Raw genomic sequence first — 14247 nt, 5'->3', positions numbered from 1 at the left:
GGCTGCTTGCGCCCCGGTAACGGGGCGCGAGTCTCGTTAAGCGCAACTCAATCAGCTGAAAGATTCGCGCTCACCGCCTTCACCATTGCCCTCGCCGCCATGCTGTGCGGCTGGGTTCAACAGGGGAACGCGCACTGCGCGGGACGGTACAACAGTGGAAATAGCGTGCTTGTAAACCATTTGGCTGACGGTATTTTTCAGCAACACCACAAACTGGTCGAAAGATTCAATTTGCCCTTGGAGCTTGATGCCGTTTACCAGATAGATAGAAACCGGGATACGCTCTTTGCGCAATACGTTGAGGTAAGGGTCTTGTAAGCTGTGCCCTTTTGACATCTTTTTTCTCCTTGTCAAAAAGCTGAATGCGGTATGCAGGCCGCAATCGTATCCGCGAAGTGCGCGGATCAAAAAACGACTGAGGTCGAATACGCGTAATAAGTAGTGTAGTTGCGAGCCGGAAAAGGCCGACCCTGTGAAAACTGACTGACTGAGCTTGTCGTTTTATAGCCCAACCACGTTATGGATGCTCAAGCGAGAAATTTCAAGGCTTCGGCCAATATTTCATCATTCTCACGCACCCTACCCTCGCTGTCCTGAGTGTACAAAATTTCCAACTCGGGCCAGCGCCGCAACCACGTCAGCTGTCGCTTGGCCAACTGGCGGGTGGCGGCAATTCCCGCAGCAACCATCTCATCATAATCGCAGTGCCCTTCCAGGTACTGCCACACTTGACGATAGCCCACCGCACGAATCGCCGGTAGATCCTCATGCAGATCGCCACGATCAAATAAACCGCGCACTTCCTGCACAAACCCAGCTTCGAGCATCCGCTTAAAGCGCAGTTCAATACGCCGATGTAGCAACGACCTGTCCCGAGGCATAATCGCCAACTGAGTCAAGTGGTAGCGTTCCTGTACCCCGCCACCAGATTGTTCTCGACGCAACTGGGAAAGAGGTACACCGGTAAGCCGATAAACCTCCAGCCCCCGCTCTATACGTACCGAGTGATTAGGATGCAGTTCCGCCGCTAATTGCGGGTCGACTTGTGCGAGTTCCGCATGCAGTGCCGGCCAGCCTTCACGTTCGGCACGCGCTTCAATCTCAGCGCGTAGCTTCAGGTCGGCCTCCGGCAACTTTGCCATTCCTTCCAGGAGAGCACGGAAATACAACATAGTTCCGCCAACCAGTAAAGGGATCTTACCGGCTACGCTGATTTCGTCCATAGCTTCGAGAGCATCTTTGCGAAATCGGCCGGCAGAAAAAGACTCGCTGGGATCACAGATATCGATCAAGCGATGGGGATAGCGGGCCAGCTCCTCCGCGCTGGGCTTGGCCGAGCCCACGTCGAGACCCCGATAAACGAGAGCCGAATCCACACTAATTAATTCCACCGGCAGGCGATCGGCCAAAGCCATGGCCAAATCCGTCTTGCCCGATGCCGTGGGACCCATCAAAAAAATTGCGCGGGGTTTATCGTCCAGAGTGCGCTCGCTCAAATCACCACCTACTTCCAAAACGCGATTATTGACCGCGCATAAACCACTTATCCATATCGGCCAGTTTAACCTGGGTCCAGGTCGGACGGCCGTGATTGCACTGGCCGCTGCGTTCAGTGCGCTCCATATCCCGCAGCAGCGCGTTCATTTCCGGAATCGTCAAGCGGCGGTTGGCGCGCACAGAACCGTGACAGGCCATGGTGGCGAGCACTTCATTGATTTGCTCGCCTATACGCTCGCTGTCACCCTGCCCAAGTAAGTCTGATAATACATCGCGCACCAGCTGCTCCACCTGAGCACCGTGCAACATGGTCGGCACCTGTCGTACCAGTAGAGTTTCCGGGCCTGCGCGCTGTAGCACGAAACCGAGAGCCGTAAACACTTCGCTGCGCTCCTCGAAGCAATCCGCCTCACGCTGGCTTACCGCCAGGCTCACTGGTACCAGCAATGGCTGTGCCTGAATACCGCCCGCAGCATGAGCCACTTTCATCTGTTCATAGACAATACGCTCGTGGGCGGCATGCATGTCCACCACGATCATGCCCTGCTCGTTCTGCGCGAGGATATATATGCCATGCAGCTGAGCGATGGCAAAACCCAACGGCGGAACATCTTCTCCATTAGCACTCTCGTTAATCGTGGGTGCCTGCGCAGCCATTGGTGCAACAGGAGCGCCAGCCGGAGGCGCATCTGGAGAAGGTACCGCAGGCTCAGCAACAGCTGCCGGCTCCCGATAGGGTTGATGCAAGGCACCGTAGGTATTCATTTGCTGCTGTAAGCTCGCCGGTGAGGGGCGATTGGAGAGTGGCATTTTTTGTTGGCCGGAAAACTCTCCTGCCTGAATACCACTGATTCTTTCAGCAGCGCCATTCTCTTGCCCATCAGCCTCTTCAGCTTGCTCATCTTTCTGCCCTGGGCGCACATCCGCCAGAGCCCGATGCAAACTGCCAAACAAAAAGTCGTGTACCAAGCGACCATCGCGGAAACGCACCTCGTGCTTGGTCGGGTGTACATTTACATCTACCGATGCCGGGTCCAGCTCCAGATAGAGTACAAACGCCGGATGACGGCCGTGATAGAGCACATCCGCAAAGGCACGGCGCACCGCGTGACTCACCACCTTATCGCGGATAGCACGCCCATTGACGTAGAAGAATTGCAGATCGGCCTGGGAGCGGGAGAAAGCCGGCTCGGCCACCCAACCCCATAGGCGCAAACCACTGCGCTCCACATCGATATGCAGGGCGTTCTGCATAAAAGCCGGACCGCATACCTGCGCCACACGGCGCTCCATCTCCACGCGGCCGCTGCCGGCACGCAGGTTGTGCACGCCCTTGCCGTTGTGGCGCAGAGTGATAGACACATCGAAGCGGGACAGAGCAAGGCGCTTGATGGTGTCGTCGATACGGTTAAATTCAGTCTTCTCGGTGCGCAGAAACTTACGCCTCGCCGGCGTATTGAAAAATAGATCACGCACATCCACGGTGGTGCCGCGGGGGTGGGCCGCTGGGGCCAGCTGCGCCTGCATATCACGGCCCTCGGCGCTCACTTGCCAGCCCTTGCCGCTCTCATCGCGGCTACTGATCAGATTCAATCGCGCGACAGAGGAAATACTGGCCAGGGCCTCACCACGGAAACCCAGGGTGGCCACCGCTTCCAGATCTTCCAGCACATGGATTTTCGATGTGGCATGACGCGCCAACGCCATGGGCAAGTCCTCTTTCTCGATACCCTTGCCGTTATCCCGCACTTTCATGCGCTTGATACCGCCATTATCGATATCCACTTCCAGCCGCGTGGCGCCAGCATCCAAACTGTTTTCCAGCAGCTCCTTGATTACAGAGGCGGGGCGTTCGACCACCTCACCGGCAGCGATCTGGTTGGCGAGACGCGGAGATAATTGCTGGATACGTTCGTGCATAACTCTGTCTTGTTAACGCTAATTTGAAGGGCCGATAAGGCGGTAACTTTGCGGCTAACCCGAGGGGATACTCAGAGTCTGCCCCACGCGGATCACTGAGCTTTTAATACCGTTGGCTTTCTTCAGGGAGGCCACGGAAATCCGGTAACGCGCGGCAATTCCGGACAATGTCTCGCCGCGGCTAATCACGTGGCGGCGCGACTTGGCAGGCTTGTTGGCTGCCAGCCAGGTACCCGCCGGAGGGTTAGCGCGAAAGTAAGCCACTATACCCTCACTGAGCTTTTCTGCCATACGCTGCTGAAACTTGGGATCACTCAATCGCCGTGACTCGTAGGGATTAGTGATAAAGCCCGTTTCCACCAAAATTGAGGGTACATCCGGGTTGCGCAACTCCGAAAAATTCGCCTGCTCCACTTTCTTTTTGTGCAAGTGTGTAAAGCTGGCCAGTGAATTCAGTACACTGGCGCCAATATCCAGGCTGGCATTCATGGTGGCGGTCATCGACAAATCCAGTAATACCCCAGCCAGGGTGTCATCCTTGTCATCCAGGCTCAAGTCACCGGCACCGCCTATCAGATCGGATTCATTTTCCCGCTGGGCCAGGAAACGTGCAGTCTCACTGGTAGCGCCACGCGAGGAAACGGCATAGACACCGGCACCACGGGCCTCCTTGCGGGTAAAGGCATCGGCGTGAATCGAAATGTACAGATCCGCGCGCATTTTGCGCCCCTTCTTCACCCTCTGGCGCAGGGGAATAAAGTAATCACCGGTTCTGACCAATTTCGCGCTGAAACCCCGCTCGCGATCGAGTTCTTTGTGTAGTTTTCGCGCAATAGCCAGCACCACATCCTTCTCGCGCAGACCTCTGGGACCCAGTGCACCCGGGTCCTCACCGCCGTGACCAGCATTCACGGCAATAACGATGTCGCGTTCAGTGCTTACCTGCTGCAGGGTCTTCTCTTGATTTTCCACTTTGTCGTAAAGATCAAGCACCAGGCGATCCGGCAGTACTTCATGACGGCGCAGGGAAAAACTGCGCGGATTGATCTGCTGCTTCAGATCGAGGACAACGCGCAGGTCTTTCTTGTTGTGGCGGGCGTGGCGCACTTGGGCGATGGGTGTACCCTTCAGATCCAGAGTATCTAACTGCGCCTTTAACTGAGTATCGGCAATATCCACCACAACACGGTGCGGCCCACTCAAGGTGAACAACTTGTGCTCCGCCGGGCCGCTCAAGTCGAAGACCAGGCGCGTGTGGTCCGGCGCCCGCCACAGGCGCACGCCCTCCACTTCAGCCGCCATCAGCGGCAGTGCAATTACCAGCCCAGTTACCAGGGCCACCAGCGAGCGCCACATCCTACTCATTACTTCCCAACCCTTTCACTTATTGTTTTTACACATCCCTGAATCCAGGCCAATTGCTATTTATTTAGCATCTTTGCCAGAGTATCGAGTACCGCTTCTCCCTGTTTGGAATGGGTATTCAACAGCAGCTGGCGGCCGCTATCCGGTACTTGCAGAGTCAACTCCAAGTCCGGTTCAGGTAAAACGCCAGCGCCTCGTTCCGGCCATTCCACCAGGCTCAGGCTATGCGTGGCGAAATAGTCCCGCACCCCCATAAACTCCAACTCCTCGGCATCTCCCAGGCGATAGAGGTCGAAGTGATATACTCGCTGGGGGCCGAGTTCGTAGGGCTCCACCAGGGTATAGGTAGGACTTTTCACCGCGCCCTGGTGCCCGAAGGCACTCAACACTCCGCGACAAAAGGTGGTCTTGCCAGCGCCCAGCTGGCCATTCAGGTACAGGGTGAGCCCCTGCTGTAGGCCACTGGCCAAGCAGGCGCGGCCCAGCGCTTCGCCGCCGGCCACCGTTGCCTCTTCGTCCGCTAAATGCAATTTCAGTTCACTCACTATCAGTCCACCAACCGTCGAATCCAGGGCAATAAATCTGTAGCCAACAAACCGCGCTGACCATCCTCCGTGGCGCGGTTACCCGCTTCGCCATGCAGCCAAACTGCCAGGCGCGCTGCATCTACCAAAGGCAGGTGCTGACCGATCAAGGCCGCCACTATTCCGGTGAGCAGGTCCCCCATGCCTCCCGAGGCCATACCCGGATTACCGCTGTTGATCAGATCGACACCGCCTTCGTGGGCAATCAGAGTACCGGCGCCTTTTAGTATCACCACACCACTGAATTTCTGCTGAACTGCCACCGCCGCCGCGCGGGGATCTGCCAGTACCTCGGCGGTATTGCAGCCGAGCAGGCGCGCCGCCTCGCCGACATGGGGCGTCAGCACCCAATCATCGCGTTTTACACCAGCGAGTACCCGCCCGACGGCGAGGATATTCAGTGCATCCGCATCCACCACCAGCGGCACCTGAGCGCGGCCAGCGCGAGCCAGTAACTGTTCGCTCCAGGGAGAGCGGCCAAGACCCGGGCCCACTGCGATGACATCGGGCCCCTCTAAAAGTGGTTCCAGTTCCTGGCCAGAAATAACCGGATGAGCCATGACCTCGGGGCAACGGGTCAAAGCGGCAGTTAAGTGTTCCGGGCGGGTTGCCAGGGAGATCAGACCAGCACCACTGCGTGCAGAGGACTGCGCCGCCATCAGCGCTGCGCCACCGAAACCGCTGTCGCCACCGACTATCAAAATATGGCCAAACATATTTTTGTAGCTGTCCGCAGCACGCTCGGGCAGGCGTTTCAGGCTGGAGCGCTCAAACCGTTGCGCCAGGGGCTCTACTGCTTGATAAATCGGTGCGGGGGCACCCAGATCGGCAAAGATCACCTCGCCACAAAGCGCCGGGCCACGCCCACAGTAGAGGCCCAGCTTGCGACCGATAAAGGTCACAGTCATATTGGCTTGAACGGCCAGATCGGCGCTGCCACTATCGGCACTCAGGCCCGAGGGAATATCCACGGAAAAAACCGGACCGGGACTCTTGCGAATTCGCTCTATGGCATGAGCAACATCCTGACGCAATTCACCGCTAAACCCTGTCCCCAGCAGTGCATCCACGATCAGGGTGTTACCATCGGCACTGTCCAGCTCGGTCAGCGAGGTCAGCACCTGAACGCCTTCGCGAACGGCGTAGGCATAGGCCTCGCGGGCATCGCCCTTCAAGAGTTCGGGGTCAGTACAGGCAAACACCGTCACCGGTATCTTCTTCTGCGCGGCCAGAGCCGCAATCACATAGCCATCACCGCCATTGTTGCCACCGCCACAAAATACCTGGATGCGGCCGATATCTGCCCAGCGGGCGCGTAAATGGATGAAAGCAGCGCGGGCCGCGCGCTTCATCAGCTGTATCGAAGGAATTTCCAGCGCGGCGATTGTTTGTCGGTCGAGTTCCCGTACCGATTCGGCACTGTACAAAGGTTGTGGCGTATCCATGCGGCTCCCGCAATGTGGTGAAGATGTCATCTGTGGCAAAATGGGCGATTGTATCGCTGCCACTTGCACTGACAGCAAAGTATACCGCCCCGGCCAGTCATTGTGCTTGCATGGGATATCGAGCCGCTTTATCTATGACCGAATCACTGCTCGCCGAATTAGCCGACCTGATCAAACTCTGGGGACGGGAGCTGGGCTTCCAGCAGGTTGGTATCACCGACTGCCAGCTGGAGGAGGACGGTGAGCGCCTGCGCGCTTGGATCGATAAGGGCTACCACGCGGATATGGAGTGGATGGGCGCCCACGGGGAAAAGCGCTGGCGCCCGGCACTACTGGAAGAGGGAACCGTGCGCGCCATCAGTGTGCGCCTGGACTACCTGCCACCGGATACCCAGCCGATCAAAGTGCTCAAGGATTCCAGTAAGGCCTATGTCTCCCGTTACGCCAATGGTCGCGACTACCACAAGCTGATTCGCAAGCGCCTGGCCAGCCTGGCCAAGAAGATCGATGCCTTCTGTGCCGAACAGGGTATCGATTCCAAGGGTCGCGCCTTTACCGACAGCGCACCGGTAATGGAACGCGCTCTGGCGCGCAAGGCCGGCCTCGGCTGGGTCGGCAAGAACTGTCTGCTGATCAATTCCAAAGCTGGCTCTTTTTTCTTCCTCGGCGAGATCTATACCAATCTGCCCTTGCCTGTCGATGAGGGAGATTTTGCCGACGAGTGCGGCGATTGCGTGGCCTGCCTTAAAGTCTGCCCAACCGATGCCTTTATCGGCCCGCGCACCTTAGATGCCGGGCGCTGTATCTCTTACCTAACCATCGAAAACAAGGGGCCGATTCCGGAGGAATTCCGCGAGCCCATCGGCAATCGAGTTTTCGGCTGCGACGATTGCCAGACAATCTGCCCCTGGAACAAGTTCGCCAAACCCACCGCAGAGCAGGACTTCCACCCGCGCCACGGCCTCGACAACGGCGAGCTATTAGCGCTGTTCAACTGGAGCGAGGAGGAGTTTTTGCGCAAGACAGAGGGCTCGCCAATCCGCCGTATCGGCTACGAGCGCTGGCAGCGCAACCTGGCGGTGGCGCTCGGCAACGGCGCGGCCAGCGAGGAGGTATTCGAAAGCCTGGAACAATCGCGGCAAACGGCCACGCCTCTGGTGCTGGAGCATATCGATTGGGCCCTGGCGCGGCTACGCAGTGGACGCAAACGCAAACGCAAGATCAAACGCGTAACCTGAGCCCCTGAACGAGGCACAGAAAAGAGTCGGGGCAGCAGAAAAGAGGCTCTAATCGGCCGAGTGCTCCGCTAAGTCGGAAGCTTAACTAAGGCGAAAGAAGGTCTCGCGGTAGTGGCGCAACTCTTCGATAGAATCGCGAATGTCGTCTAGAGCCAAATGGCTACTGTGTTTTTTCACCCCATTCAACACATCCGGACGCCAGCGCCTGGCCAGCTCTTTCACCGAGCTCACATCCAGATTACGGTAGTGGAAGTAAGATTCCAGCTGCGGCATATATTTGACCAAGAAGCGACGGTCCTGGCCGATAGAGTTACCGCACATGGGCGAGGCACCCTCCGGCACCCAGTGGCGCAGGAACTCCAGGGTCTCTCGCTCCGCTTCCCGCTCGGATATATTCGACTCCTTTACCTTTGCCACCAAACCAGAACCGCCGTGCTGCTCGGTGTTCCAGTCGTCCATGGCATCCAGCAGGGCATTACTCTGGTGAATCACCATCGCCGGGCCTTCGGCGAGCACATTCAGCCGCGAATCGGTCACAATGGTGGCGATTTCGATAATGCGCTCTTTTTCCGGATCGAGGCCGGTCATCTCCAGATCTATCCAGATCAGGTTGTTCTGATCCACAGCGGGTCTCCTCAAACTTTCCGCGCAAGTTACCGCAACTACCCGGCAATGGCTATAATCCGCCGCTAATCTCCAGGTGCCAGTGCATGAGTAAACGCAAATTAAACCGCCGCCAACAGTGGCGCGTCGCCAAGATCCAGCAGGAGCGTGAGGCCCGCGCGCGCAAGCGCGAAGAGTCCGCAGAACAAGCTCTGGACGACGGTCAACTGGGCCAGGAACAGACCGGTCTTGTCATCGCCAACTATGGCACCCAAATTTTGGTGGAAAGTGAGAGCGATGCTTCCCTGCGCCAACGCTGCCACATGCGTGCCAATATCGATACCCTGGTAACCGGCGATCGCGTCGCTTGGCGTCCCGCCACTAGTGATAGCGATGGCGGCTATGGGGTTGTGGGTGCGCGGTTGCCGCGCAACTCAGAGCTGCAGCGCCCTGATCGCTACGGCGACCTGAAAACCGTAGCAGCCAATATCGACCGCATTGTGATTGTTATAGCCCCCTACCCGGAGCCCTTCGCTAATGCCATCGACCGCTACCTGGTCGCCGCAGAGACCACCGGTATAGCGCCAATCCTGCTGCTGAACAAGATCGACCTGATCGACGATGGCAACCGCCAGGCACTGGATACCCTACTGGCCCCCTACCCCGACCTCGGCTACCCAGTACTGCGCCTTTCCACTAAAACCGGCGAGGGCCTGCCACAACTACTCGAGACCCTGGCCAAGGGCAGCAGCGTCTTTGTCGGGCAGTCCGGCGTGGGTAAATCTTCACTGGTCAACGCCCTGCTACCGAGTGCCGGCGCCCGTACCGGCGCCCTGTCCGAGGCAACCCTGAAGGGCACCCACACCACCACCGCAGCGGAACTGTTTCACCTGCCCAGCGGAGGCGATCTGATAGACTCTCCCGGCATCCGCGAGTTTGGTCTCTGGCATATGGAGGAGGCCGCGCTACTGGAAGGGTTTGTGGAATTCCGCCCCTTTATCGGCCACTGCCGCTTTCGCGACTGCAACCATCAGGGCGAACCCGGCTGTGCCATTCGCGAAGCACTGGCCAACGGCGACATCAGTGAGCGCCGTATGAACAGCTTTTTACACCTGCGCAACAGCCTGGAATCGGAGAATAAATTTTGAACCTGATTATTGAGGCGGAAGAGCTCGCCGCCGAGCTGGAGCATGAAGAGCTATTGGTTGTCGACCTCAGCTCCCTGCAAAATTACTTGAACGGACACATCCCCGGCGCCCTGCACCTACCATTTCAGGCATTGATGGCGGGTACTGCCCCTGCGCCGGGTAAACTCCCCAGCTCCGAGCAGCTGACCCGAGTTTTTCGCGCTATTGGCCTGCGCCCGGAAACCCATGTAGTGGCCTGTGATGATGAAGGCGGCGGCTGGGCCGGACGCCTCCTGTGGACCCTGGAGAGTATTGGCCACCGCAATTACAGCTACTTAAACGGTGGTATGCACGCTTGGCGCGGTGCCGGGTTACCACTGACCACTGAAGAACCACAGGTTACCCCAAGCGATATCGAAGTCTCGATCGATACCGATGCTGCCATGAGTGCCCGAGAAATCCAGGAGTATCTTGGCAACCCCGACTTCCTCGTTTGGGATGCCCGTTCCCCCCAGGAGTACAGTGGAGAAAGGGTCTTGGCTACCAAGGGCGGTCATATTCCCGGCGCAATCAACTGCGAGTGGACCCAGCTGATGGACCCTCAGCGCGACCTGCGTATCCGCACCGATGCGCGCGAGCTACTCGCCAAGCTCGGCATCAATGAAAAACATAAAATCGTCACCCACTGCCAAAGTCATCACCGCTCTGGTTTTACCTGGTTGGTGGGTAAGTCCCTGGGTTTTGATATTCGCGCCTACCCAGGCTCCTGGAGTGAGTGGGGCAACCTGCCCAATACGCCCGTCGAATAGTAAGTATTACCGGAAAACGTTGTACCCGTATGAATCCAAAACTCTTTACCACCCTGCAATACCTGACTCCGCAACACGCTCTTTCCCGCGCTGCGGGCTGGCTGGCGAACACCGAGATCAAGTCGATCAAAGACCCTTTCACCCGCTGGTTTGTCGAGAAGTACGGTGTCGATATGCAGGAGGCCAAAGAGACCGATTGCACCGCTTATCGCACCTTCAACGACTTTTTTACCCGCGAACTCAAAGAGGGCGCACGCCCGATTGTCAGTAGCGAGGGTAGCCTGGCCTGTCCCGCAGATGGCGCCATCAGTCAGCTCGGTGCTATCCACAATGGCCGTGTGTTCCAGGCCAAGGGGCACGACTACAGCTTGCTGGAATTGGTGGGTGGTGACCCGGAATTGGCGGCCCAGTTTGACGATGGCCACTTCGCCACCGTGTACCTGTCACCCAAGGATTACCACCGGGTACATATGCCTATCGACGGCACCCTGCGCAGCATGACTTATGTGCCGGGCCAACTGTTCTCGGTCAACACCGTAACCGCCGAAAACGTACCGCGCCTGTTCGCCCGCAACGAGCGCCTGGTGTGCGTATTCGATACTGAAGCCGGACCCATGGCCATGATTTTGGTTGGTGCCATGATCGTTGCCGGAATCGAGACTGTTTGGGCCGGCCAGGTGGCGCCCCATACTCGCGATGTGCGCACCACCAACTATCTTGAGAATGCACCGATTCACCTGCGAAAAGGCGAGGAGATGGGTCGCTTTAAATTGGGCTCCACAGTCGTCATGTTGTTTGGGGCGGATCAAGTGCGCTGGCTGGACAGCCTTGAGGCGGAAACCCCTGTGCGTATGGGTGAGTATTTCGGCAGCATGATAGCTGACGCCGGCTAATTCTTCGGGAGAGCGGTAAGTTACGCCGCTCTCAAGGCTTCCCTCGAGAATAAACTATCTCGCCAGGCGCGAGAAAAAGCGGGACAGCTGCCCACCACTATTGAAAAGGTAATCGTCTCGCACCGCCGAGGTATTCACCTCCGGATAAGCCCCTGGCTCTATATCCCGCACTATGCTGACCTTTTCCTCCGGGCGCATCTTGCCACGCTCAATCAGCTTTTCTGCACGATCCTCTGCAGCCGCCAGGTCAAACAGGCGCGGTTTACTCAGCTGGCGCTTGTGCGCATCCAGCACAATCATCACCTTGGGGCGCAAACGCCGGTCATAGGTCTGCTCCACCACTACACCCACTTCGCCACTGGAGAGCTCTACCTGGGTACCGGTGGGGTAGAGTCCTATCGCCTGAATAAATTCGACGACCAGCTGTTCTTGGTAGGCGATGCCACGTAGGTCATAGAGTTCGGCCACGGCCTTTGAAGGCGCTATGGGCTGGCTGGCGCCGCGGGGGTTCGTCGCTTCATCATAAAAAGTAACGATGCCGCACATGCGCGCCAATACGGGAATCTTGTCACCGCGCAAGCCACCGGGATAACCACCGCCGTCGTGGCGCTCGCGATGACCGCGCACAATATCAATCACCTGGGGGTCGACCTGGGCGTCTGCCGATAGCATCTGCACGCTGTGTTGCACAAATTTACGATACTCCAGCTCGCTGCGCGGGTCGCGCTTGGGCATCTGCAGCACTTCTGCGGGAATCGATAACTTGCCCACATCCTTTAACAGGGTGGCCACCCCCAGCTGCAACAACTCATGTCGCGCCAAGCCGATATGCCGGCCAAACAGCACCGCCCAAATACTGGCGCGTACCGAGTGACTGTAAGTATGTTCATCCCTGTCTCGCACTCGCGCCAACCAGGCGAAAGCATCCGGGCTGCGCAGCACACTCTCAACCAGATCCTCTACCACCCGGTTCATCTGTGGCACCGGCAGTGGTCGATTGCTCGCTACCAACCCCATAACTTCGCCCATGCCACGCAATATCTGGCCGTGCAACTTGCGCGCATTGCCTGCCTCGCGCTGAGCGGGCTGAGGGGGGGGGTAAGTCTTGTGAGAGACCGCAACGGGGCGGCAGGGAATGGTGACGCGCACGGCGGCTCGGCCATGCCCTTTAGCACTTGCACCACTAGCGCCGATCAAACGGCGCAAGGTCACACCGGCACTGCCTACGGTCTTGTGCACATCGACATAAACAAAACGGCAGTACTTCTGTAGTTGGCGAATCTCCTCCAAATCGCGGATATAAAAGCCCTGCAGGGCAAATGGAGTCTGTGTCCAGGGTTTGTCTAGCCTGGACACAAACATGCCGCGCTGGAGATCACCGACGGAAATTTTTGCCTGTTCGAGTGCCACTTGGGGAGGTACCGACCACTGTAGTAAATGCTTGGAGACTGCCCTCAGCAAGGGCCCCGTTTCTAAATCCGGGCCCCCTCGGGCAAGCGCACATTTATATCACGGACAGATATTGGCGAGCACCTATACAAAGTGAGACTGTATTCACAGACTCAGACACTAGTTGCCACAGTTAGACGTGATATTTTGCGGAAAGCTCTACCACTGCCTCGATCATGGCGCCGGCATGGGCCGGATCTACTTTCGGAGTAATACCGTGGCCAAGGTTGAAAACATGGCCACTACCCTGGCCATAGGACTGCAGCACAGCTTCCACTTCTTGGCGGATGCGCTCTGGACTGGCGTAGAGCACGGAAGGATCCAGATTACCCTGCAGGGCAACGCGATTCCCAACTTGGGCGCGGGCACTGCCGATATCGGTGGTCCAATCGAGCCCCAGAGCATCAGCACCGGTATCCGCCATCGCTTCCAACCACTGACCACCCCCTTTGGTGAACAGGATAGCGGGTACCCGGCGGCCATCGGCCTCTTTGATCAGACCGCTGAGAATACGCTGCATATATTGCAGGGAGAACTCGCGGTAGGCGCGGTGACTCAAGGCGCCGCCCCAGGTATCAAAAATTTGTACCGCCTGGGCACCGGCGCGAATCTGTGCATTCAGGTAGTCTGTCACCGAATCGGCGAGTATGGTCAGTAGCTGGTGCATCAGCTCGGGGCGGTTGTAGAGCATTTCTTTGCTGCGAGCAAAGTCCTTGCTGGAGCCACCCTCAATCATATAGGTGGCCAGGGTCCAGGGGCTGCCAGAGAAGCCGATCAGCGGCACGCGACCATTTAGCTCGCGGCGAATGGTGGACACAGCATTCATCACATAGTCCAGATCCCGTTCGCTGTTCACCACTTCCAATGCCTCGATATCAGCGGCAGTGCGCAGCGGCTTATGGAATTTGGGCCCCTCGCCCTCGGCAAAATAGAGCCCAAGGCCCATAGCATCTGGGATGGTGAGGATATCGGAGAATAAAATCGCCGCATCGAGTGGGTAGCGTTCCAACGGCTGCAGAGTGACCTCGCACGCCAATTCGGTATTACGGCATAGATCCATAAAACTACCAGCCTCGGCGCGGCTGGCGCGGTACTCGGGTAGGTAGCGACCCGCCTGGCGCATCATCCACACTGGTGTTCGATCCACGGGCTGGCGCAACAAGGCGCGGAGAAAGCGGTCGTTTTTCAATTCGGACGGTTTGGTATCAGACATAGGTACACCGAGCGGGCTAAAAAAACGGCCATTGTACAGGGGGCGGGGCCACTAGATACAGCTTGGCAACAATATCATCCAGGCAGGTTGAGGGCTGGTGCCGC

The 14247-nt window shown here is 57.8% G+C and carries 13 protein-coding genes; 4 read left to right on the top strand and 9 right to left on the bottom strand.

Annotated features, from left to right (window positions below; all coding sequences use genetic code 11):
* Nucleotides 1–51 precede the first annotated feature (51 nt).
* From hfq to MJO52_RS01290, 6 genes are all read right to left on the bottom strand, one after another.
* Nucleotides 52–336, bottom strand: a complete 285-nt coding sequence (gene hfq / locus MJO52_RS01315; RefSeq protein WP_020413623.1) for an RNA chaperone Hfq — start codon at nt 334–336, stop codon at nt 52–54.
* Between the two features lie 191 nt (nt 337–527).
* Nucleotides 528–1451 (bottom strand): tRNA (adenosine(37)-N6)-dimethylallyltransferase MiaA, encoded by a 924-nt coding sequence (miaA, locus tag MJO52_RS01310; RefSeq protein WP_252085945.1) that lies wholly within the window; start codon nt 1449–1451, stop codon nt 528–530.
* 70 nt (nt 1452–1521) lie between these two features.
* Entirely contained in the window at nt 1522–3417 is a 1896-nt protein-coding gene (gene mutL, locus MJO52_RS01305) for a DNA mismatch repair endonuclease MutL (protein ID WP_252084205.1), read from the bottom strand.
* A 54-nt stretch (nt 3418–3471) separates the two neighbouring features.
* Complete coding sequence (locus MJO52_RS01300) at nt 3472–4782, bottom strand: N-acetylmuramoyl-L-alanine amidase (RefSeq protein ID WP_252084204.1); 1311 nt, start codon at nt 4780–4782, stop codon at nt 3472–3474.
* Between the two features lie 56 nt (nt 4783–4838).
* Nucleotides 4839–5327, bottom strand: a complete 489-nt coding sequence (gene tsaE / locus MJO52_RS01295) for a tRNA (adenosine(37)-N6)-threonylcarbamoyltransferase complex ATPase subunit type 1 TsaE (RefSeq protein WP_252084203.1) — start codon at nt 5325–5327, stop codon at nt 4839–4841.
* Between the two features lie 2 nt (nt 5328–5329).
* A complete protein-coding gene (locus MJO52_RS01290) occupies nt 5330–6811 on the bottom strand; it encodes an NAD(P)H-hydrate dehydratase (RefSeq protein ID WP_252084202.1) in 1482 nt (493 codons plus the stop codon).
* A 134-nt stretch (nt 6812–6945) separates the two neighbouring features.
* Between MJO52_RS01290 and queG the strand changes: the two genes are divergently transcribed.
* Nucleotides 6946–8049 carry a tRNA epoxyqueuosine(34) reductase QueG gene (queG, locus tag MJO52_RS01285; protein ID WP_252084201.1) on the top strand — a complete coding sequence of 368 codons (1104 nt, stop codon included), beginning with the start codon at nt 6946–6948 and terminating at the stop codon, nt 8047–8049.
* Between the two features lie 81 nt (nt 8050–8130).
* On the opposite strand, the gene orn is transcribed toward queG, so the two are convergent.
* On the bottom strand, nt 8131–8673 hold the full coding sequence (orn, locus tag MJO52_RS01280) for an oligoribonuclease (protein ID WP_252084200.1): 543 nt from the start codon (nt 8671–8673) through the stop codon (nt 8131–8133).
* Between the two features lie 86 nt (nt 8674–8759).
* Here orn and rsgA point away from each other — a divergent pair, with 86 nt between their 5' ends.
* Genes rsgA through asd form a run of 3 tightly spaced genes read left to right on the top strand, consistent with a single transcriptional unit; the run spans nt 8760 to nt 11481 of the window.
* A complete protein-coding gene (gene rsgA / locus MJO52_RS01275; RefSeq protein WP_252084199.1) occupies nt 8760–9800 on the top strand; it encodes a small ribosomal subunit biogenesis GTPase RsgA in 1041 nt (346 codons plus the stop codon).
* Nucleotides 9797–10588, top strand: coding sequence for a sulfurtransferase (locus MJO52_RS01270; RefSeq protein WP_252084198.1), 792 nt, complete (start codon nt 9797–9799; stop codon nt 10586–10588). Before rsgA ends, MJO52_RS01270 begins: the two co-directional genes overlap by 4 nt.
* Before the next feature lie 29 nt (nt 10589–10617).
* Complete coding sequence (gene asd / locus MJO52_RS01265; RefSeq protein ID WP_252084197.1) at nt 10618–11481, top strand: archaetidylserine decarboxylase; 864 nt, start codon at nt 10618–10620, stop codon at nt 11479–11481.
* A 54-nt stretch (nt 11482–11535) separates the two neighbouring features.
* Here the strand turns inward: asd and MJO52_RS01260 are convergent, their stop codons facing one another.
* Together MJO52_RS01260 and hemE are read right to left on the bottom strand one after the other, a co-directional pair.
* Complete coding sequence (locus MJO52_RS01260; protein WP_252084196.1) at nt 11536–12942, bottom strand: HD-GYP domain-containing protein; 1407 nt, start codon at nt 12940–12942, stop codon at nt 11536–11538.
* Between the two features lie 121 nt (nt 12943–13063).
* Nucleotides 13064–14143, bottom strand: a complete 1080-nt coding sequence (hemE, locus tag MJO52_RS01255; protein ID WP_252084195.1) for a uroporphyrinogen decarboxylase — start codon at nt 14141–14143, stop codon at nt 13064–13066.
* Between the last annotated feature and the right edge of the window lie 104 nt (nt 14144–14247).

The sequence above is a fragment of the Microbulbifer variabilis genome, from assembly GCF_023716485.1.
Lineage (GTDB): Bacteria > Pseudomonadota > Gammaproteobacteria > Pseudomonadales > Cellvibrionaceae > Microbulbifer > Microbulbifer variabilis_B.
This window is presented reverse-complemented; position numbering and strand designations above follow the sequence as displayed.

What these genes read in the sequence shown, in the direction of transcription:
- hfq (WP_020413623.1), bottom strand. Translation starts at nt 336, where the DNA reads ATGTCAAAAGGGCACAGCTTACAAGACCCTTACCTCAACGTATTGCGC.
- miaA (WP_252085945.1), bottom strand. Translation starts at nt 1,451, where the DNA reads ATGGGTCCCACGGCATCGGGCAAGACGGATTTGGCCATGGCTTTGGCC.
- mutL (WP_252084205.1), bottom strand. Translation starts at nt 3,417, where the DNA reads ATGCACGAACGTATCCAGCAATTATCTCCGCGTCTCGCCAACCAGATC.
- MJO52_RS01300 (WP_252084204.1), bottom strand. Translation starts at nt 4,782, where the DNA reads ATGAGTAGGATGTGGCGCTCGCTGGTGGCCCTGGTAACTGGGCTGGTA.
- MJO52_RS01290 (WP_252084202.1), bottom strand. Translation starts at nt 6,811, where the DNA reads ATGGATACGCCACAACCTTTGTACAGTGCCGAATCGGTACGGGAACTC.
- queG (WP_252084201.1), top strand. Translation starts at nt 6,946, where the DNA reads ATGACCGAATCACTGCTCGCCGAATTAGCCGACCTGATCAAACTCTGG.
- rsgA (WP_252084199.1), top strand. Translation starts at nt 8,760, where the DNA reads ATGAGTAAACGCAAATTAAACCGCCGCCAACAGTGGCGCGTCGCCAAG.
- asd (WP_252084197.1), top strand. Translation starts at nt 10,618, where the DNA reads ATGAATCCAAAACTCTTTACCACCCTGCAATACCTGACTCCGCAACAC.
- hemE (WP_252084195.1), bottom strand. Translation starts at nt 14,143, where the DNA reads ATGTCTGATACCAAACCGTCCGAATTGAAAAACGACCGCTTTCTCCGC.